Raw genomic sequence first — 20,193 nt, 5'->3', positions numbered from 1 at the left:
ATTTGTGGGGCATAATTATAACCCAATAGCAAACGTTTGCATATAGTATTCTCGTTTTTCTTTTTCTGAAAAAGACAGTAAAAAATAACTAAATAAGTGGTCTACTCTTAATAAATTTTAGTAAAAATGTATAATTTATTTGAGAATCTAGATGATATAAGCGAAAATAACCCACATTTTTTATCCATTTTAAAACAATAGAAGAAAGAGTAATGACATATCCATTAGCCGAAGTGAATAAACGTCGCACCTTTGCGATTATTTCTCACCCCGATGCGGGTAAAACCACAATTACCGAAAAAGTACTTTTATACGGAAATGCCATTCAAACTGCAGGCTCAGTGAAAGGCAAAGGTTCTCAAGCCCATGCAAAATCAGACTGGATGGAAATGGAAAAACAACGTGGTATCTCTATTACCACCTCAGTCATGCAGTTTCCTTATAATGATTGCTTAGTAAATTTATTAGATACACCAGGGCACGAAGATTTCTCTGAAGATACTTACCGTACTTTAACTGCGGTGGATAGCTGTTTGATGGTAATCGACAGTGCAAAAGGGGTTGAGGAACGTACCATTAAATTAATGGAAGTAACTCGCCTACGTGATACACCAATCATCACTTTTATGAATAAATTAGACCGTGATATTCGTGATCCAATGGAATTGTTAGATGAGGTTGAAAGCGTCTTAAAAATTCACTGTGCCCCGATTACTTGGCCAATTGGTTGCGGTAAATTATTCAAAGGTGTATATCATTTATATAAAGATGAAACCTATTTATATCAAACAGGGAAAGGTTCAACTATTCAAGAAGTTCGTATTGTTAAAGGTTTAGATAATCCGCAATTAGATACTGCTGTGGGTGAAGATTTAGCACAACAATTACGTGATGAACTGGAATTAGTGAAAGGTGCATCAAATGAATTTGACCATGATATGTTTATTGCAGGTGAATTAACGCCAGTCTTTTTTGGTACCGCTTTAGGTAACTTCGGTGTAGATCATTTCCTTGATGGTTTAACAGAATGGGCACCAGCACCACAGGCTCGCCAAGCAGATACTCGTTTAGTAGAAAGCTCAGAAGACAAACTAACTGGCTTTGTATTCAAAATCCAAGCGAATATGGATCCTAAACACCGTGACCGTGTCGCCTTTATGCGGGTTGTTTCTGGCAAATATGAAAAAGGCATGAAATTCCACCATGTGCGTATTGGCAAAGATGTCGTCATCTCAGATGCATTGACCTTTATGGCTGGAGATCGTTCCCATGCAGAAGAAGCCTATGCGGGGGATATTATTGGTTTACATAACCATGGTACTATTCAAATTGGTGATACTTTTACCCAAGGAGAAGCCCTCAAATTCACAGGTATTCCAAACTTTGCACCTGAATTATTTCGTCGCATTCGTTTAAAAGATCCACTAAAACAAAAACAATTATTAAAAGGCCTTGTTCAACTTTCTGAAGAAGGTGCTGTTCAAGTATTTCGCCCACTCATGAACAATGATCTGATTGTTGGCGCTGTAGGGGTTCTTCAATTTGATGTGGTAGTCTCTCGTTTAAAATCCGAATATAACGTAGAAGCTATTTATGAAAATATCAATGTGGCAACCGCACGTTGGGTTGAATGTACTGATAGTAAAAAATTTGAAGAGTTTAAACGTAAAAATGAACAGAATTTAGCCCTAGATGGCGGAGATAATCTCACTTATATTGCGCCTACAATGGTAAACTTAAATCTTGCTCAAGAACGTTATCCTGATGTAACATTCTTTAAAACAAGAGAACATTAATTTTTATAAATTAATACTGCATCCCAAAAGTTTGAGGCTAAAACAAACTGATTAAGGTGCAGTTTTTATAGTTAATCATGATTCACCGACATTCAAATAATAACACCGCATCTTATTATTCCTAATCCGTCTTCCATTGTAAATTATAGAGTTTTATTCGATAATAATCCATGTGAACCAACAATAATTAATATCCAAATGGTTAAACTCAGAATATCAAAAACATAGTAAAAAGGCCCTTTTAAATAAAAAAGATGAAGTTACAATAACATTAACGATATAAAAGGTAATCCACAGTTTGTAGTATTACCTATTGAAGAATTTAATCCATTAGTCACCCTTGATAATACAGTTCAATACAAAAATATGCTCTATTTATCCGATTTCACAGACAATGGAACCATACAAATTTTACTATCTTTAAATTTTTATAAATTATTGAACAATTTTATTATTTAATAATTCATAAAAATTTTCTATCAGTCTTTTTTGCAAATTTACAATATATTTTTCAGTTTTTCCCTGATAGTGTTCGTCTATAACGAACCTCTTTTTATATCTATTTTCAACACTCACTAATAACGAGTGCTATCTGAAGAAAACATTATGTATCAATGCACGGTATTGCAAATTCGCCATAATCTGTTACTAACTTTTACCTATACTGCAAATAGCCCCTTTACTAAAAAGCAACGGCAAGCTATGCTAGAAGTCCTTTATAGTTTTAACGCCACTAGAGATAAAACCAACGCATAACCATTTTACAAGTATTTTTCTTACCCAAAGAGAGAACTTTATTTATGGCTGAATCATTTGACATCGTTCAACGCATCACCCAACGCATTAACGCCTTTCCTCGTTCCACTGTGCAACTCAGCACGCCCCTTAACGTTGTTACTCCAGCTGCACGTGTCGGGGATATTATCAATCATACTAGCTTTTGGTCAGCATTAGCTGGTGCTGTGGTTGGGGCCTGTGTTACAGCTGGAATTTTTGCACTGGCAGGAGTAGCGTTTGCGGCAACCGGTGGCTTAGCTTCAATGGCAATTGGTGCTATTGCAACTTATGCTCTCTCCGGAGGAATAGAAAAAATCACTAATGCAGTAACAAGTTTTGTCGATGAAGCCATTGGAGGAGAACCAAGTGGTCCAATTATTCTAGGCTCTCCGAATGTATTGGTAAATAACAAACCGTTAGCAATAGCTGATTTGCCATTAAGTGTTGGTTGTACTCGTCATTCTCCACCCCCTAAAATTGCTCAAGGTAGCGAAACTGTCTTTGCAAATAACAAAGCCGTCGCACGTAAAGGCGATAAAACTGAGTGTAGTGCAATCATTGCCGAAGGTTCCCAAAATGTTTTTATCGGCTCAGGACAAGGCAATTATGTTGAAATGCAACCTGAATTTAACGGTTTTCAACGGGCATTGTTAATTGGTGTTGAATTTATTGTGCCTCCAACAGCGTTATTTAGTAAAGGGATTGGAAAAGCTGTTGCTCAAGCGGGGAAATGCGTGGCGACTCACGGTGCTTATATTGGGGCAATGCTAACTAATCGCTTTAAACGCTCAAGGCTTGCTCCACTATTTAGAAATGTTGCTAAAATAGCCAGAGGTTCAGCTCAAGAATCATATAAAGGGAGTACTAAAATTGGACATGCATTAAGTCAACATGCAGGAAGAAAACCTGAAATATGGGGTGGAAAGATTAAAGGTAATATGACGACTTGGAATGAGCAGGGAATAAAACATTTTGATGACATATTAAATGCCCCAGGAAAATTTGAGCAAACAATTTCTAAAAAAGAAATTGAGTTTATTGAAAAAAGATTACCTGATGGAAGAGGAATGAGATTAAATCAGGATTGGACATTTAAAGGATTTATTGACTAACAGGATAAAAGAAAATGAATATTTTAGAAATAACATTTGATGAAATAGAAAGAGTAAACTTAAAAAACATTATCAATATGATAAACAATTTAAATGCAGAAAGCATAGAATTATCATCTAGCAACGATAACATTCAATCCATTTTAAGTGAATCATCTATTGAAGATGGAGCTATTTATTTTAAATTAAGTAATGTAAATATTTTTGGTATAAACTTAAAAGAGATTTTTATCAATTTAATAATCTATAAAAAAGAACTAGAACTAAATATGAATTTTGATAGCAATGAATTATTCAAAATAGATTTAGACATAATAAAAAGGGCTATTTTTGAATGGAATAAAACAATATTAGCAAAGAATTACTATTGTGGCTATGAACCTGCTACTGATAAATATACTCAGTTTTTCTCTAATATTCATAAAGGTCCATTAAAGTGGTAGTAAATGATCCTTTTTAAATGTGCATTTACCGATAATACTGGCTTCAAACGCTTTACCGAAGCGACAAAAAAGTTTATTAAAGGCGACCCTATTGATGTACTAACCGGTCAACTCGTTGAACAACGGGTTGATTTCACTCTTGGGCAAACTATCCCTTTATCATTCATTCGCACTTGCTCTCGCCATAAGGACCAACAACAAGCCGACGGGGTATGCGTACGTTTCTGGACGGATAACTTCTCCGAATATGCTGAAGTATCCGACAACGGACAACACATTAAAATTGCGACTTTCGAAGGCACTTATTTACGCTTATCGCTGAAATGCCAGCAATCAACTGACCAGCATTACCAACAACAAAGGCGATGTGTGGTATTATCAATATGACGCTCTTGGACGGTGGATATCAAAAGCCTGTCCGCAACAATGCCTAAAATTCCAATACCTATGGGACGGCGACCAATTAGCTTACACGGAGACGTTTAAAAACCGCAAATAAAAAAGCCGCTTTAAAAGCGGCTTATCATTTTTATAAATTTTACTAGTGGTGCCTAGGGTCGGCAATACATTTTATTTAAAATCAATTAGTTGATTTATCTATAGAACAAATAAAACGCACTAATTTAAATAAAATAAAAAATGGATTTAAATACAATTTTAATGATCTAAATCAATTATAAATTTGCGTAATCTTGCGTAAATTTGCATAAAAAGATCACGTTTGAAAGATCCGTTTAGTGTTAGATCTTGCTTGGTTGGATCGGCTTTCGAAGTTTGCGTAAAAACACACCTATTTACTGTGCGGGCGAGGCGAGGCTTTGTCCGCGATTTTTCATGCGTGAATTTTTCAGGAAAATAGTGAAAAAATAAAGTTTTCAACTTTGCACTATTTTAGTCAGTGATATAATAAACTTAGGTAATTATTATTAATTTAGGCACAAATATCCTTGATTTTTTTATAAAATTTTGATTAACGAACAACAAAAAAGCACGCTGTTATAGCGTGCTTAGTCATTCAAAGGGCGGTCAATTGTCTAAGAGTTTGTACGGCTCAAATTTTATCACTTCTTGCCCTAACCATTCATTCAATTCTTTCAATCGGTTTTGCAATGGCATAATTTCGTTGATAAAAAATACGCGTGCTGCTTTATCCACATCACCAAAACCGCCCGTATTGGTTGGGATTATCCCCATTAATTGCGGTGGTACACGGTGAGCGGCTAGCACGTCATCACGGCTCGCATTTTTAATATTTAAAAATTCGTCCTTGGCTTTGGCTGTGACATCAGACAAAGGAATAACTTGTAAACCATCTTTTTTTCCATCGGGAGCATACAAGAATAAATTCTTAAAGTTGCCACGCCCTTTGGCTTGTTTTAACTGCTCCTTAATTGCTTCGGCATTCCTTTCTCCAACCATTGGGTCTGTCATATAAATAATACTACCTGCATGCGCTCCATTGAGATAATATTTTCGACGGAACAACGTTGCACTTTCATTAAGTAAAGCCGACTGCAATGCGCCAAGATAATCAGGCATGCCATACACTTCTTGATTGATATCCGAATTCATCAGGTGGAAAATCATGCCTTTTGCAAATTTATGATCCTCATACACACCATTTACAAGCTGATAATAAACGCCATCTTCCACGCCAACACGCATATATTTTGACAGTGGTGTTTCAAGGCGAATTGGGATGCCGAACGCATTACGGATAACATAAAAATAAGCATTGCCAAAAATCAGATAATTTTTAATAAATTTCTCTAATTCAGAATTTGGCAAAAGTGCAGTTGTTTTACAGGTTGAAAGCAGAATATTTGCCTTAACCGTTATTGCACTTTGATGATGCGCAGATGACTGCAATGCTCGAGCTAATCCTGCAAAATCAATCGGTGGATAATAATATTTTTCATACATTACTACCGTTTCAAAATAATTTAAAATATCCGCACGATCTAGCACGGGTTCGGGGTCACCAAAACTAAAGGCTTGTATATTTTGATTGTTTTCTTTGCTCATTGTTTACTCACTAAAAAGATATTAAAACAGTACTATTTTGTCCACTGGCTCCGCCAAACGGCTCATTGATAATTGTTGACATAATCGCCCAAGCAATATCACCATGGCTGGCTTCTTCTGATCTATCTGACACATAGGTCATCTGTCTGCCAGAGCGTGTAGCTTGACGCTTGATTGTCATAAAACTTGCCGTCACGTCCTTATCGCCGAGGTCGTATTTAAAACGGCGTTTTTGCACAAGATTGAGCATTTTTAACACCATTTCATTTTTTAAATTTACGTCATAATCCAAACCAACTACGGACGGAAAAAACCGTTTAACCAACTGATATACGCCAGTCCCCATCCCTGTTTTATCAATCGCCATGCGCGTAATATGATAACTTTGAGTATATTGGCGAATTTTCTCCGCTTGTGTGGCGAAATCTAAACCGTGAAAAGTTTCGTGGTGTAACAGACGGAAATCGCCACCGTCCACACGAGGCGGTGCAATCAATACAAGTGCGGCTCGGTCTCCAGTATAAGCAGGGTCATAACCAAGCCATACTTCACGATTGCCAAACGGACGCAATAAGTGCGGTTTAAAATCGTGCCATTCTTCGTAGCTGTCGAGTTGGCACAACTGCAAATCGGCGAACTTAAATACACTAGTTTTATCGTCGGCAAATTGGCACAAATACAACTGCTCAAATTCTTCCACGCTGTTTTCAAAGCGCAATTCGTCGATATCGAACAAATCGCAACCACCAATTTCCGCATCATAAATATTAACAATCTGCTTCCAATGTCGGTCTGCCATAAATTTGCCATCTTTTAAATTTTCGTGGCTAATATCAAATTCTGCCTTTTCTTCTGCGGAGCGACGGCGATTAAATGACTTACCCGACCAAAACTGATACGCATCAGAACTAGTGGTTGTTGGTGTGGAAAAATAAGTTTGGCGATATTGTTTTTGTGATGCCATTGCTGCCGCCACTTTACGCATTTCGGAAAATTTTGGCACCCAAAAATATTCATCAAAGTAAAGATTGCCATGATAACTCTGTGCAGTTGCTGCATTCGTACCTAAAAAAATTAATTCCGCATCATTTGGCAATAAAATAGTGTCGCCCTTTAAATCCACTTCGGCGGTCTGTTTGGCGTAAGCCTTAATATAAGATTTAAACTGCAACGCCTGTTTTTTGCTTGCCGAAAGAAAAATCTGATTATTTCCCGTTTTTAAGGCATCAATTAAGGCTTCGCGCGAAAAATACCACGTCGCCCCAATCTGACGGCTTTTCAAAATTTCACGAATGCGGTATTTTTGTCCTGCGTCGTACCATTTGCGCTGATATTTAAAAATATCGTCAAAAAAGCTATTAATAAGCAATTCTTCCTGTTCCGCAGAAATCGGGTTTTGCTCTTTCGGTTTACGTTCGCCTTTATGACGGTTTCCTAATTTAGGATTCAACGTGCTTTCTTTTTTATCGTCTTGATATTTCTGAATGCGTGCAGCATCTTTCATTTGGCGCATTAAAAAATCCAACTCTTTCAAGTCGGAACCTGTTTTCACATCTTTCTGAATTAACTGACAATAGCGCATTTCAAGGGAGCCACTCACTCGCTCAAACACGTCTGCATCGTCCCATTTTTCGCGCTTTTTCCAGCTTGCGACTGTAGATACAGGTACATTAAGCAAGCGTGCAATTTCCGAAATCGAATAGCCAGCAAAATATTTAAGTTTTGCGTCACGTTGCGTATTAATCGTTAAAAGTGCGGTCGCATTTTCAATAATTTTTTCTGTTTGCGTCTCTGTCATCGGTTATCCCTATTTGAATAACCGCATTGTCTGATGATTATTGCTCTCATTCATCACGCCTAAATTGTCAACACTAAAACCACAAAACCAACCCTTTGAATGCACTTGTTTTTACGTCCAACATAAAGGCAATTTTAAAACTGACCTTAAAACAAGGAATACCCATGGCAAAAACATCAAAATGGTTTGTTGTTGCGACGGAAGGTGCAACCACTGACGGACGTACAATCAATCGCGCTTGGATTGAACAAATGGCGGCGAATTACGACTTAAAAAAATATGGCGCCCGTGTAAATATTGAACACATCAAATTTCGATATTTTTGGAGTGATGAAGCACATTCAAAATGTTATGGTGATGTCACTGCATTAAAAGCTGAAGAAAATGCAGAAGGTAAATTGCAGTTATTGGCGCAAATTGACCCAACTGATGAACTAATTGCCTTAAATAAAAACCGTCAAAAAATCTACACATCTATCGAATGCGACCCGAATTTTGCTGACACAGGCGAAGCTTATTTAGTTGGATTAGCCGTAACAGATAGCCCCGCAAGCTTAGGCACTGATATCTTGGCTTTTTCTGCAGGTGCAAAAGTTAACCCATTTGCCGACCGCAAAGAAAAACCTGAAAACTTATTTACAGCATCAATCGAAACAACTTTAGAATTTGATGAAATTGAAGATGAAAAACCGTCTTTATTTGTTCGCATTAAAGAGATGTTTAACAAAAAAGAACGCTCAAATGAAGAACGTTTTGCTGATGTTGATAATGCAGTGTTATTGCTTTCGGACCATCTCAAAGAAATAACTGAAAATTTGACCTCACTGCAAACGGCACATACTGCATTGCAAGAACAATTTACAGAAATTACCAAAGAAAATGCGGTCATTACCGAAAAATTATCAACTATTGAAAATCAACCAAGCCAAAATTTCACCCCTCGCCCAAAAACGACTGGCGGCGAATTAGAAAATATTGAAACTGATTGCTAATTAAGGAATGCATCAATGAAAAACAAAACTAAACAACTCTTTAATGCTTATGTTGCTCGCATTGCTCAATTAAATAATGTCACTGTGGAAGACGTCAAAGAAGGATTTTCTGTTGAGCCAAGTGTTGAACAAAAATTGAAAGAGAAAGTATTACTAAATTCTGATTTTTTACAATGGATTAATGTCATCAATACAGACAGACTAGAAGGCGAAATGGTTGGTTTATCCGTTGCGTCTGCTATCGCAAGCACAACAAACACAGAAAAAGCAGACCGTCAAACTAAAGACATTACAAAATTAGCTGGTCGTAAATATCGTTGTGAACAAGTTGACTTTGATACGCATGTTCCTTGGGCTCGTTTAGATGCGTGGAGTCAATTCCCTGATTTCCAACAAAAAATTGCAAATCAAACACAAAAAACCATTGCACTGAACTTAATTATGATGGCATTTAACGGCATTAAACGCGTTGAAACATCAAATTTAAGCCAAAACCCACTATTGCAAGATGTTAAAAAAGGTTGGTTACAACAATTACGTGATGATGTCCCAACCCAAGTGATGAATGGCAAAGATACTGACAATAAAATTAAAGTAGGTAAAGGTCAAGAATATAAAAATCTTGATGCTTTAGTGATGGATGCCGTTGATAACTTAATTGATGAAGTCTATGCAGACGATACCGAATTAGTTGTAATTTGTGGCCGTGGCTTATTAAACGATAAATACTTTAACATCGTTAATAAAGACATGTCTGCTCAAGATGAATTAGCAAGCCAAGTATTAATTTCGCAAAAACAACTTGGCGGTTTACGCGCAATTCGTGTGCCATACATGCCGAAAAATGCCATGTTAATTACTCGTCTTGATAACCTGTCTATTTATATGCAGGAAGGTACAACACGTCGTTTTATTATTAACAATCCAAAACGCAACCGTATTGAAGATTTTTTATCTGAAAATATTGACTATAAAGTCGAAGAGTATGGCTGTGCAGCATTAATCGAAAATATTGTACTCGAAGATGCCGAAAAAGTGGCTAGCCAGCCAGGAGCATAATGGAACGCTTAACGCCTGCTCAACGCCATATGCGTAAAGTATCTGCACAACTAGCTCATAGTAAAGAATGTGAATTACTGGCAAATAGTACAGAATACGAAAAAATGCTCTACCTTTTAACTCGGCATAAAAAGGACTTGAAAAAAATCCAGTCCATGGAGCTAAAAGCAGCATATAAAAAACGCATTATCGTAGACTATCTACCATGGATTGAAGGGGCGTTATCAAGCGGAAATGGCTCACAAGATAATGTATTGATGACTTGGCAAGTTTGGGCAATCGACTGCGAGGAATATCATCTTGCATTACAAATTGCGGAATATGCCTTACATCAACAATTAAAGCTCCCTGAGCCATTTACCCGCACGTTAGGCACTATGCTGGCAGAAGAATTTGCAGACCATGCTAAAGTTGCTCAACTGGCAAATAAAAATTTTGAAATCAGCTACCTTGAACGAGTCGCTTATTTAGTTAAAGACGAAGACATGCCAGATGAAAGCCGTGCACGTCTTTACAGAGAATTAGGCTTATTAAAAATGGATACTGATCCTAAAAATGCCCTTGCCACACTTGAGCGAGCATTAGCATTAGATAAAAACATTGGTGTTAAAGGCGAAGTAAGAAAACTGCGCAAACAGCTCAACAAGCCTGATTAAAATAAAACCAATGAATAAATTATGACGGTGGGCCCTGTCTCCTGATACCCTGCCGTTATCACCGAGCCAAAGCGCACCACGCCAGCGGGGCGGACAAAAAATAGCACAAGCTTATTTAAATTGTCCTCACCCCGCTTTTTAAAGGAAAGAAAATGAAAGATGGCTCAATATCCGTCAAGCTCGCACCAAACTTAGAAATGGACTACTTGCAATCCAAAGTGGACGAGCAAGAAACGAGTGATGACATCATCTCAAATGATGGATTTTATCCTGACATCTCTATTGCAGAGTTTCGCAACAGCTCACGTATTGACGGCACAGTCACCACTGCTAGAGCTAAAGATGCCCTCATTGAAGCCATAGCAACAGTCAATGACGAACTCACTACTTTTAAAATAAACGCAAATTCGCCCGCACTTTCAGCCATGGCAAGCTCTAAAATCAATGGCGAAAGCGTCTTGGCGTATCGCTATAAACGTGCAGTACATTGTCTAGCTACGGCAAATCTCTATGAGCGCTACGCCAGCTATGACACCACAGCCGACGGTGAAAAGAAAATGGATATGTTACAAGAAAGCATTAATCAACTGCGTCGTGACGCACGTTTTGCCATCACTGATCTTATTAGTAAAAATCGTATCAACGTGGAACTATTATGAGCATAAAAGTCTATGCCCAACAAGATGATAACTTAGATGCCATCATTTACCGCTATTTTGGCAGAAGCAACGGACTCCTAGAGGAAACCATGTCATTAAATCCTCATTTAAGTGTCTCCGCAATACTTGATATCGGCACTGAAGTGCTCTTGCCAGAAGAGATAAATACCAATGCTATCAAAGCAGATACTCTACAACTTTGGACATAATAAAAATGAATAAAAACTCAGAACAACTCTCTTATTTTGGTGCATTTATCACTTTTTTGTCTGGTTTATCATGGTCAGATTTAGCCTCAATTTTTGGCATCTTATTTGGGCTAGCCACCTTGTTAATTGGCTGGTATTACAAACAAAAAGAGTATGAATTGAAAAAATTAGCCATTGAAAAAGAGTTAGTGCATGAAAAAGACAGCAACTAAATATATCTGTGCCGTCACCGTTATTATTGCATTAGTGCTTGCTAAACATGGCAATCAAATCCGCACCACAGAACGCGGCTTGAAAATCATTGGCAATGCAGAAAGTTGTATTCGCACGCCATATAAATGCCCTGCGGGTTATCTCACCTACGGTATCGGCACGGCAGAAACTAGCGGTGAAAAAATCATAAAAGGCAAAATTTACACAGACACAGAAATTGCTGAAAGCCTGAAACGAAATATCAAGCATGCAGAAGACTGCGTTAATCAATATGCCAACGGTAAACAACTGCCACAAGGCGCATTTGAAGCAGCAGTATCCATTACATTTAATGTAGGTTGTACCACAATGCGCAAATCAACCCTATTTAAATATGCACAACAAGGCAATATCAAAGCTATGTGCAGTCAGTTTAACCGTTGGATTTATGCTAACGGTAAAGTACTGCAAGGATTAGTCAAACGCAGACAGCAGGAGACAGATTTATGTTTGGATTTTTAACGCTAAAAGAAAAAAGTATTTTGCTGATTGGTCCTATTGTGTTGGTCTGCATCATTTTATTTCAGGGCTGGCAAGCGAGCCACTGGCGAGCAGAAGCAATAAAAGAAGAACAATTAAAACGGCAGTGGGAAAGCCAATATGCCCAACTGGCGGATTCGGTAAACGAATTTAACAAACGCACCGAAGCGCTTACCCAAAGCATTAATCAACTGCAAGCTAACCAAGAAAAACGAACATCGGAGCTAAAAAATGCATTACAAAAAAATGAAAATTGGAGCAATAACAATGTGCCTGATGACATTAGTCGCCTGTTCAACCAGCGAAAAAACGCCCATTAAGCCACCAATTTTATGCCCAACTGCAAGCACCACTTGTAAGCAGATCAACATCAATATAAAAACTAATGCAGACTTAGCCAATGCACTAGATGCATCACTCAATATGACAGAATTATGTATCACCGAAAACACCGCATTAAAAACCTGCATTAGAGACTTTAATAAAAACACAGGAACAACTAATAAATGACTGATATATTTGACCGCGCTCAAGCGATTGAAGAAAAACAACGAGAGCTCTCTCTACAAAACCGCTTTAAAGCGGTACACAGAATAAGTTTACAAGAATGTCAAGACTGTGGCGAACCCATCCCCGAACAACGCAGAAAGATGGTACAAGGTTGTACACGTTGCGTAGATTGCCAACAAGTCTATGAACAACGCTTAAAAGGGTTTCGCCGATGAAATCAATATTATTTTTATTAATGCTGATCTCAACAAGTGCGATTGCTAACGAATACGTAATAAAAATGAGCAATGGCTCATTTGGTACTCTCAGCAATTACCCCCCTGTTGTAATCAAAGAAATCTGCATCCGTGGCACGATCTATTTAGTCAGTGACAACGGATACATTACTCCAGAGTTAAACCAATATGGCAAGACTATTGGGTGCACAACAACGGACAACGATAAATGAAAAAACTCAACCAAATCAGAAATGTTTTTGAAAAAAGCAACCCATTTTTTGTGAAAAACCCTGACAAATTGCAACTATGGATTGATGACGGCAAAGTCATTCGCACAGGCACAGAAAATTTGAGCTTTTATTTTGAGTACAAACTCAATATTGTAGTGACTGATTATCCCGAAGACATCGCCACGCTCACCGTGCCGATTTTGTCCTATCTACAAATCAACCAACCTGAGCTGTTTCAAAACACCAACTTGCGCGAAAGTGCGGTCAAATTTACGCCTGATTTTAACAATAACAACACCGCCGATATTCACTTTGAAATCAGCCACATGACTGAACGCGTTTTGGTGACGGATAAAAAAGACGACAGCGTGATCATTGACTACAAACCTGAACCAGTCTGGGATAACGAACGAGTCCGTGTCTATTTTGAAAGTTGGGATGAAGAAAATTTAGTGTTTGATAGTGAAAAAACAAAATGAGCGACAATATTTTACAAGTCAAAACTGCCTTTTCACAGTTATTAGCAAATATCAGCAAACCACGCCGACGCTTGTTATACCAACAAATCGGGCGCGAACTCGCACGCAGTCAACGGCGACGCATTAAAGCGCAACAAAACCCAGACGGCACCGCCTACGAACCACGTAAACAAAACAAAGTGCGGTCGAAAAAGCCGAAAAATCGGGTGAAAAATAAGATGTTTAAGAAAATCACAAGCCCATCACATTTAAAACTCAAACGCAATGATGACGGCTTAACACTTGGTTTTTCTGGCGGTGATGCTGCAATCGCAAACGTACACCAACATGGCTTAAAAAGTCGCATAAGTGATCGGCTAGCATTTAAGGTTAAATACGCCCAGCGCGAATTGCTGGGCTTTACAGATGAAGATGTTGAAATGATTGAGAATTATGTGATTAAGGCGTTGAGTGATAGCGTGTGATTAACTTATATAAATCAACAATAGGGGTAAAGAGAATTTCTAATATAAACCCTACCCCCATAATTATATAACCTGCGCACATAAGGGCATAAGCAATTCCAGAGAGAAAAAATGCACCAAACATAAGAGCTAGTAACCCTAGAACTATCCAAGCAATAATTTCCATAATTCACTCCCTTGTCTTTTTATACAATTTGAACTTTTTTAAATACCCTGTCAATAATTTTCTAACATTAAGGACTAAAAATGAGTAAAAATCTATTTCTCCAAGTCAAACTGGCGGCAGTGGATAAGTTATCAAATACATTCTTGAGTGCATCATCAAAAGTACAAAAGCTTTCGACTTCAATTAAAAATAACCAAAGAACACTGAATCAATTAAAAAAAGCTCAAGAGCGAGTAAAAAACAGTGGTTTTGCTAATGCAGAAATGAGATTAAAACAACGGATTGAGCAAACCACTAAATCAATTAATTCTCAAAAAATGGCTCTTGATAAATTAAATCAATCCCAAAAGCGCAATCAACGCTATCAAAACAGAGTGAATAAGGTAAAAAGTTTGTCCGATAGCGCACAAAATATCGGTCAAAAATCACTTGGTGCAGGCGTTGCTACTTTCGGTTTAGGTGGTTTAATGCTGAAGCCTGCCGTGGACTTTGAACAAAGTTTTTCAAAAGTTCAAGCATTAACACGCCTAGATAAAGTTAAAGACGCAGAAACAATTAAAGCATTGAGAGATCAGGCAATTAATCTTGGTGCAACAACGGCATTTACATCTTCGGAAGTTGCTGATGCACAAGGCTATTTGGCAATGGCTGGTTTTAATGCAAAACAAATTCAAGCATCAATGCAATCAGTCCTGAACATGTCTCTTGCATCAGGGACAGATCTCGCAAGAGTGTCTGATGTTGCATCAGATATTTCATCAGGTTTTAAAATTCCAGCCGACCAAATGGGACGAGTTGCCGATGTTTTAACATTAACTTTCACGACATCAAATACCAGCTTAGAAACACTATATGAAACAATGAAAGAAGGTGCTCCAATTATGACCAGCCTTGGTCAATCAATGGAAAGCACTGCTGCAATGAGTGGATTATTAGGTAATGTAGGTATTAAAGGCACAAATGCTGGTACTGCATTAAAAAATATCGGTTTGAATATGATTGGCAATAAACACTTAAAGAAACTTGGTATTAAAGTTCAAGATGCCAAAGGGAATATGCGTCAAATTCCTGAAATTCTCGCCGACATTAAAAAGAAAACTGATAAAATGGGATCTGCTAAACGGTCAGATACTATTAAAAATATTTTTGGAAAAATTCCTGTTGCAGGTGCTATGGAATTAATTAGCCAAGCCGACGGTGCTTTGCAAAACTATGAAAATATGATTAAAGACGCTGCAGGCACCGTGAATAAAGTTAGTCAAACAATGACTGATAATTTAGCAGGTGATATTAAAGGTTTGCAGTCCGCTCAAGAAGCCTTAGGAATTTCTGTTTATGATACCGTTTCTGGGCAACTAAGAGAGTTAGCGCAAAGTTTCACAGGGGTTTTGCGTAAAGCAAATGATTGGGTAAAAACTAATCCACAATTAGCGGCGACTATTGCCAAAGTCGTTGCTATTGGCGCAGGACTATTAACCTTATTTGGTGGCTTAAGCCTAACATTGAGTTTCTTACTTTATCCAATTCTTAGGGTTATTCTATTTTTAGGTCACTTCGGAAAAGCTTTCGCCGTCATAAAAACAGTGCTTATGGCTTTGCCTACTGTATTTTCCCTTGCTGCCAAAGCGGTGATGTTTTTAGGAACCGCCTTTGTCAAGGCAGGCATTATGATGTTAACCACCCCACTTGGTTGGATTGTCATGGGTATTGCTGCCGTCATTGCCATTGGGGTGTTGCTATATAAAAATTGGGACAAAATCAAAGCCAAATGCGCCGAAGTTTGGGGTGCGATCATGGCAAAAATGCAAGAATGGGGCGCGGTCGTTGACCAAATCACGGGCGCAGTGAAAAATAAATTTAACGAAACTGTAAATAGCATTATAGGGCTTTGGGATAGTGTCACCAGCTCAGTGACAGGTGCTTATAACAAAGTGCTTGATTTCTTAGGACTTGGCGATGATGTGGATAAAACCAATAACAAAATCGTCAATGCAGGCAACCAAACTCAAAAAATGAATACTACAACCCAATTTACTAATGCTACAAATGAGATTGCTAAAGTCGCTATCACTAGTAATGGGCAATTAACTAATTCGCCTTTACCTGAACATTGGATTGGGGGACTCGTCAAAGGCTACGCCAGTGGCGGCTACACAGGCGACGGTGATAAATACGAACCAAAAGGCATTGTACACGGTGGCGAATATGTGATGACCAAAGCGGCAACATCACGCCTTGGCACACCATTGCTTAACGCCCTGAATTACGGTAAAACTGCCATGCTTGCTACAGGTTTAGGTATGAGTGTTGCTATAGCACAGCCTATCAAAGTGGACGACCGTGCACCACTGCGCTCAATACAGACGCAACCTGTGCAAGTCAGTCAGCCGATGAATATCACCATCCATGTCAACGCCACACCAGGACAAGATGCCAATGCCATAGCAAAAGAAGTCGCACGACAAATTGCACAGCTGCAACAACAATCACAAATCAAAGCACGCAACAGTTTGCGAGATAGAGATTAAACACAAAGGGCGAAAGCCCTTTTTTGTTATCTCCAATACCACACGCCCAACCACTCGCACAGAATAGCTAACCTTGCCAAAATGCCAAAAAACTTAACCGCACTTTTGGCTTATGAACGCAGATTTAAACCGCAGAATTGAAAATATTGTCCGCTTTGGCACTATTGCCGAAGTGGATTTTGTTAATACTAAAGCCAAAGTGAAATCAGGCGGAATTATCACTGATTGGTTGCCATTCCACACGTTCCGCACGGGTAATGTGAAAACATGGTGTCCACCAAGCGTAGGCGAACAATGCACAATTTTAGCCGCCAGTGGAGAACTTACCACTGCTGCAGTATTCGTTGGGCTTTACACTCAAAACGCACCGAGTCAATCCTCTGATGAAACCGTGATTGAATTCCCAGATGGTGCACGCATGGTATACAACCACACTACAGGCACATTAAGGGTCACAGGTATTAAAACCACACATATCCAAGCTAGCACATCTATCACCTTGGAAACACCACAAGTCAATATAACTGGCAATCTACAAGTAAATGGAAAAATTAATTCAGGTGGCGACCAAATAGCAGGCGGAATTTCAACCATGAACCACACGCACACAGGCGACAGTGGCGGAAAAACAGGAAAACCGAGCTAATGAATAGATATACAGGCGAAACATTATCAGATGAAAATGAACATATTAAGCAATCAATTACAGACATTCTCACAACGCAAATTGGCACACGCCTACAACGCAGAGATTATGGGTCGAATATCCCAAAATTAATTGACCACCCGATTAATAGAATACTCATGCTACAACTGGCAAGTTGTGCCGTTACCGCCTTAAGAAAATGGGAGAAAAGAATAAAAATACGCCAATTCAAGCCAATCTTTGCTAATGGAAAAATAACCGCCAATATACTAGCAACAAGAGGTAATCAAATAAAAACAATTGATTTCAACGATATTTTTATAGGACATAAACATGAGTGAAATTGTCGATTTATCAAAACTAGATGCTCCTAACGTGCTAGAAGATTTAGATTTTGAGCAATTACTCGAAGAGCGTAAGGCAAGATTTATATCACTTTATCCTGATAATGAAAAGGCATTTTGGACTAAACGGTTATCGCTTGAAAGCGAACCGATTGTTAAGCTATTAGAAGAAAATTGCTACATGCAGTTACAAGAAAGACAACGAATTAATGAAGCTGCTAAAGCTACAATGCTTGCCTATGCCACTGGCTCAGACTTGGATGTCATTGCCGCTAATTTTAATGTTAAACGTTTAGTTATTCAGCCAGCGGATAATGCCGTTACACCTGCGATATCAGAAATTTTAGAAAGCGATGAAGAGCTTCGCCTACGCTGTCAACTGGCTTTTGAGGGATTATCTACTGCTGGTCCACGAGCATCTTATATTTTTCATGCGCTGTCTGCACATGCTGATGTTGCTGATGTCTCAGTGATATCGCCAAGCCCTGCTAATGTCACAGTAACAGTGCTGTCACGTAATGATGATGGTGTTGCCAGTAAAGAATTATTAAATACTGTCGCAAAAGCATTGAATGATGATTCTGTGCGTCCTATTGCCGATCGTGTGTTAGTGCAAAGTGCCTCAATAACAGAATATCAAATTAATGCCAAAGTTTACTTATATAAAGGACCCGAAGCAGAACCAATTAAAAATCAAATATTATCTCGTCTTAATAAGTATGTGAAAGAACGTCGAAGATTAGGACGAGATATTACGCTATCAAGTATTTATGCGGTGATACATACCGAAGGTGTACAACGAGTTGAATTATTAAATCCAACCAAAGATATTCTATTAGATGATACCAAAGCGACGAAATGTACCGCACTAAATATTGAGGTAAAAATATCTGATGATCAATAAAACTTTATTACCAATAGGCTCAAGCAAATTAGAAATACGTGCTGCAGAATGTTTAAAAATAGCCACAGACAACCCTATTATAATTAAAGATTTAATCAACCCTAATAGTTGCCCAGAGAAATTACTACCCTATTTAGCTTGGGCATTCTCTGTTGATAAATGGGATGAAAACTGGGCAGAACAAGCAAAACGTAATGCAATTAAACAAGCCTATCTAATCCATAGGCATAAAGGGACCATCAGTGCAATAAAAAGAGTCATCGAACCTATTGGTTATCTCATTGAATTAAAAGAGTGGTTTAATGCTACCCCACCTGCAACACCTGGCACGTTTGAAATTACCGTTGAAGTGCCAGAATCAGGACTAAACGAACAAACCTATAAAGAACTTACTCGATTAATAGATGATGTAAAACCCGTATCTAGACATCTCACTCAACTAGCCATCGCCATCTCACCTGTAGGCATGGCAAATCTTTTTATCGGTCAAAATACAGGTGAAATTATTAACATTTACGGATAATTAACATGACAAAAAACTATTATGCCGTCATTACCGAATATGGACAAAATGCCATAGCACAAGCGACAGCCAATAAACAACCGTTACAAATCACACATATGGCTGTAGGTGATGGCAACGGTAAAGCCATTACACCTACTGATACTGCAACAAAATTAACGCATGAAGTTTATCGTAATACTATCAGTGCCATTCAGCAAGATCCAAAAAATCCAAAACAAATCATATTTGAACTAACAATCCCTGAGTCATCAGGAGGTTATTACGTTAGAGAAATGGGGATTTTTGACAATAAAAATAAGTTAGTAGCAATAGCAAACTGCCCTGAAAGCTACAAACCACAATTGGACAATGGTAGTGGCAAAATCCAAATATTACGCATGATATTGCTATTCAGCTCATCTGATAATGTAACTTTGACTGTGGATGATAGTGTTATTTTTATCACTCGCCAGCAATTTACTCCTAAAACTATTAATGATAATAGTCAAAATGGTTACGACGAAACAGGACATTCACATTTTATTGAAAAAGCCACAACGTCACTAAAAGGGATAACTAAACTCAATAGCTCCACGGATAGCAACAGCGAATCAGAGGCGGCAACACCTAAAGCGGTTAAAACAGCCTTTGACGCTGCCAAAACAGCTAAAACTGCAGCTGATAATGCACAACAGACTGCCAATGGTAAATGGACGGCAACAGATGCCACAACATCACAAAAAGGAATAACTAAACTCAACAGTTCCACTAATAGCAATAGTGAATCAGAGGCGGCAACACCTAAAGCGATTAAAATTATTAAAGATTTAATTGATGCTTTAACTCGTAATTTAAATAATTACATCCCAAACAGTAAAAAATCCAATGCTATAAATAGTAACAGCGCTGATACTGTCGCTACAAGTGTTGCAGTTAAAACC

26 protein-coding genes are annotated in these 20,193 nt (G+C 38.2%); 23 read left to right on the top strand and 3 right to left on the bottom strand.

What is annotated here, in order from left to right:
- Window positions 1-212: 212 nt before the first annotated feature.
- The 5 genes from prfC (at window position 213) to HMPREF1052_RS05300 (ending at window position 4,515) form a co-directional block, all read left to right on the top strand.
- Window positions 213-1,796 (top strand): peptide chain release factor 3, encoded by a 1,584-nt coding sequence (gene prfC, locus HMPREF1052_RS05315; protein ID WP_005760462.1) that lies wholly within the window; start codon window positions 213-215, stop codon window positions 1,794-1,796.
- 585 nt (window positions 1,797-2,381) lie between these two features.
- Window positions 2,382-2,552: a DcrB-related protein gene (locus tag HMPREF1052_RS11225; protein WP_331271008.1), complete on the top strand. Its 171-nt coding sequence runs from the start codon at window positions 2,382-2,384 to the stop codon at window positions 2,550-2,552.
- 44 nt (window positions 2,553-2,596) lie between these two features.
- Entirely contained in the window at window positions 2,597-3,685 is a 1,089-nt protein-coding gene (locus HMPREF1052_RS10935; RefSeq protein ID WP_005760427.1) for a PAAR domain-containing protein, read from the top strand.
- 14 nt (window positions 3,686-3,699) lie between these two features.
- Complete coding sequence (locus HMPREF1052_RS05305; RefSeq protein ID WP_005760584.1) at window positions 3,700-4,128, top strand: hypothetical protein; 429 nt, start codon at window positions 3,700-3,702, stop codon at window positions 4,126-4,128.
- 3 nt (window positions 4,129-4,131) lie between these two features.
- Window positions 4,132-4,515, top strand: a complete 384-nt coding sequence (locus tag HMPREF1052_RS05300) for a DUF6531 domain-containing protein (RefSeq protein ID WP_040596337.1) — start codon at window positions 4,132-4,134, stop codon at window positions 4,513-4,515.
- Between the two features lie 639 nt (window positions 4,516-5,154).
- Here the strand turns inward: HMPREF1052_RS05300 and HMPREF1052_RS05295 are convergent.
- Window positions 5,155-6,153 carry a phage portal protein gene (locus HMPREF1052_RS05295; protein ID WP_005760694.1) on the bottom strand — a complete coding sequence of 333 codons (999 nt, stop codon included), beginning with the start codon at window positions 6,151-6,153 and terminating at the stop codon, window positions 5,155-5,157.
- Window positions 6,154-6,163: 10 nt separating this feature from the next.
- Window positions 6,164-7,951: a terminase large subunit domain-containing protein gene (locus tag HMPREF1052_RS05290; protein WP_005760599.1), complete on the bottom strand. Its 1,788-nt coding sequence runs from the start codon at window positions 7,949-7,951 to the stop codon at window positions 6,164-6,166.
- 164 nt (window positions 7,952-8,115) lie between these two features.
- Here HMPREF1052_RS05290 and HMPREF1052_RS05285 point away from each other — a divergent pair, with 164 nt between their 5' ends.
- From HMPREF1052_RS05285 to HMPREF1052_RS05230, 12 genes are all read left to right on the top strand, one after another.
- A complete protein-coding gene (locus tag HMPREF1052_RS05285; RefSeq protein ID WP_005760677.1) occupies window positions 8,116-8,943 on the top strand; it encodes a GPO family capsid scaffolding protein in 828 nt (275 codons plus the stop codon).
- 15 nt (window positions 8,944-8,958) lie between these two features.
- The gene (locus HMPREF1052_RS05280) at window positions 8,959-10,002 is read left to right on the top strand and encodes a phage major capsid protein, P2 family (protein WP_005760689.1); all 1,044 of its coding nucleotides are present in this window, start codon (window positions 8,959-8,961) and stop codon (window positions 10,000-10,002) included.
- Entirely contained in the window at window positions 10,002-10,658 is a 657-nt protein-coding gene (locus tag HMPREF1052_RS05275) for a phage terminase small subunit (RefSeq protein WP_005760666.1), read from the top strand. The genes HMPREF1052_RS05280 and HMPREF1052_RS05275 overlap by 1 nt, the downstream gene beginning before the upstream one ends.
- A gap of 152 nt (window positions 10,659-10,810) precedes the next feature.
- A complete protein-coding gene (locus HMPREF1052_RS05270; RefSeq protein ID WP_005760485.1) occupies window positions 10,811-11,317 on the top strand; it encodes a head completion/stabilization protein in 507 nt (168 codons plus the stop codon).
- 2 nt (window positions 11,318-11,319) lie between these two features.
- The gene (locus tag HMPREF1052_RS05265; protein WP_050954451.1) at window positions 11,320-11,526 is read left to right on the top strand and encodes a tail protein X; all 207 of its coding nucleotides are present in this window, start codon (window positions 11,320-11,322) and stop codon (window positions 11,524-11,526) included.
- 5 nt (window positions 11,527-11,531) lie between these two features.
- Window positions 11,532-11,738 (top strand): HP1 family phage holin, encoded by a 207-nt coding sequence (locus HMPREF1052_RS05260; protein WP_005760498.1) that lies wholly within the window; start codon window positions 11,532-11,534, stop codon window positions 11,736-11,738.
- The gene (locus HMPREF1052_RS05255; RefSeq protein ID WP_005760646.1) at window positions 11,719-12,240 is read left to right on the top strand and encodes a lysozyme; all 522 of its coding nucleotides are present in this window, start codon (window positions 11,719-11,721) and stop codon (window positions 12,238-12,240) included. The genes HMPREF1052_RS05260 and HMPREF1052_RS05255 overlap by 20 nt, the downstream gene beginning before the upstream one ends.
- A complete protein-coding gene (locus HMPREF1052_RS05250) occupies window positions 12,225-12,578 on the top strand; it encodes a hypothetical protein (protein WP_005760575.1) in 354 nt (117 codons plus the stop codon). The genes HMPREF1052_RS05255 and HMPREF1052_RS05250 overlap by 16 nt, the downstream gene beginning before the upstream one ends.
- Window positions 12,490-12,768 (top strand): Rz1-like lysis system protein LysC, encoded by a 279-nt coding sequence (gene lysC / locus HMPREF1052_RS11655; RefSeq protein ID WP_370446568.1) that lies wholly within the window; start codon window positions 12,490-12,492, stop codon window positions 12,766-12,768. The genes HMPREF1052_RS05250 and lysC overlap by 89 nt, the downstream gene beginning before the upstream one ends.
- Complete coding sequence (locus HMPREF1052_RS05245) at window positions 12,765-12,983, top strand: TraR/DksA family transcriptional regulator (protein ID WP_005760656.1); 219 nt, start codon at window positions 12,765-12,767, stop codon at window positions 12,981-12,983. Before lysC ends, HMPREF1052_RS05245 begins: the two co-directional genes overlap by 4 nt.
- A gap of 229 nt (window positions 12,984-13,212) precedes the next feature.
- Window positions 13,213-13,695 (top strand): phage tail protein, encoded by a 483-nt coding sequence (locus HMPREF1052_RS05235; protein WP_005760547.1) that lies wholly within the window; start codon window positions 13,213-13,215, stop codon window positions 13,693-13,695.
- Window positions 13,692-14,159: a phage virion morphogenesis protein gene (locus tag HMPREF1052_RS05230; protein ID WP_005760581.1), complete on the top strand. Its 468-nt coding sequence runs from the start codon at window positions 13,692-13,694 to the stop codon at window positions 14,157-14,159. The genes HMPREF1052_RS05235 and HMPREF1052_RS05230 overlap by 4 nt, the downstream gene beginning before the upstream one ends.
- Here HMPREF1052_RS05230 and HMPREF1052_RS05225 read toward each other — a convergent pair.
- Complete coding sequence (locus tag HMPREF1052_RS05225) at window positions 14,134-14,325, bottom strand: hypothetical protein (RefSeq protein WP_005760460.1); 192 nt, start codon at window positions 14,323-14,325, stop codon at window positions 14,134-14,136. The two genes, HMPREF1052_RS05230 and HMPREF1052_RS05225, sit on opposite strands and share 26 nt — an antisense overlap.
- 80 nt (window positions 14,326-14,405) lie before the next feature.
- Here HMPREF1052_RS05225 and HMPREF1052_RS05220 point away from each other — a divergent pair, with 80 nt between their 5' ends.
- From HMPREF1052_RS05220 to HMPREF1052_RS05195, 6 genes are all read left to right on the top strand, one after another.
- Entirely contained in the window at window positions 14,406-16,853 is a 2,448-nt protein-coding gene (locus tag HMPREF1052_RS05220) for a phage tail tape measure protein (protein ID WP_005760660.1), read from the top strand.
- A 112-nt stretch (window positions 16,854-16,965) separates the two neighbouring features.
- On the top strand, window positions 16,966-17,499 hold the full coding sequence (locus HMPREF1052_RS05215; protein WP_005760668.1) for a phage baseplate assembly protein V: 534 nt from the start codon (window positions 16,966-16,968) through the stop codon (window positions 17,497-17,499).
- On the top strand, window positions 17,499-17,840 hold the full coding sequence (locus tag HMPREF1052_RS05210) for a GPW/gp25 family protein (RefSeq protein WP_005760591.1): 342 nt from the start codon (window positions 17,499-17,501) through the stop codon (window positions 17,838-17,840). The genes HMPREF1052_RS05215 and HMPREF1052_RS05210 overlap by 1 nt, the downstream gene beginning before the upstream one ends.
- Complete coding sequence (locus HMPREF1052_RS05205; protein WP_005760443.1) at window positions 17,833-18,747, top strand: baseplate assembly protein; 915 nt, start codon at window positions 17,833-17,835, stop codon at window positions 18,745-18,747. The genes HMPREF1052_RS05210 and HMPREF1052_RS05205 overlap by 8 nt, the downstream gene beginning before the upstream one ends.
- Entirely contained in the window at window positions 18,737-19,270 is a 534-nt protein-coding gene (locus HMPREF1052_RS05200; protein WP_005760542.1) for a phage tail protein I, read from the top strand. Before HMPREF1052_RS05205 ends, HMPREF1052_RS05200 begins: the two co-directional genes overlap by 11 nt.
- A gap of 5 nt (window positions 19,271-19,275) precedes the next feature.
- Window positions 19,276-20,193 (top strand): phage tail protein (locus HMPREF1052_RS05195; protein ID WP_005760436.1); only part of this gene is annotated, 918 nt, incomplete at its 3' end.

This window comes from Pasteurella bettyae CCUG 2042 (genome assembly GCF_000262245.1).
Classification (GTDB): Bacteria; Pseudomonadota; Gammaproteobacteria; order Enterobacterales; family Pasteurellaceae; genus Basfia; species Basfia bettyae.
The sequence above is the reverse complement of the archived record's forward strand: the minus strand, read 5'-3'. Positions and strand labels throughout refer to the sequence as shown.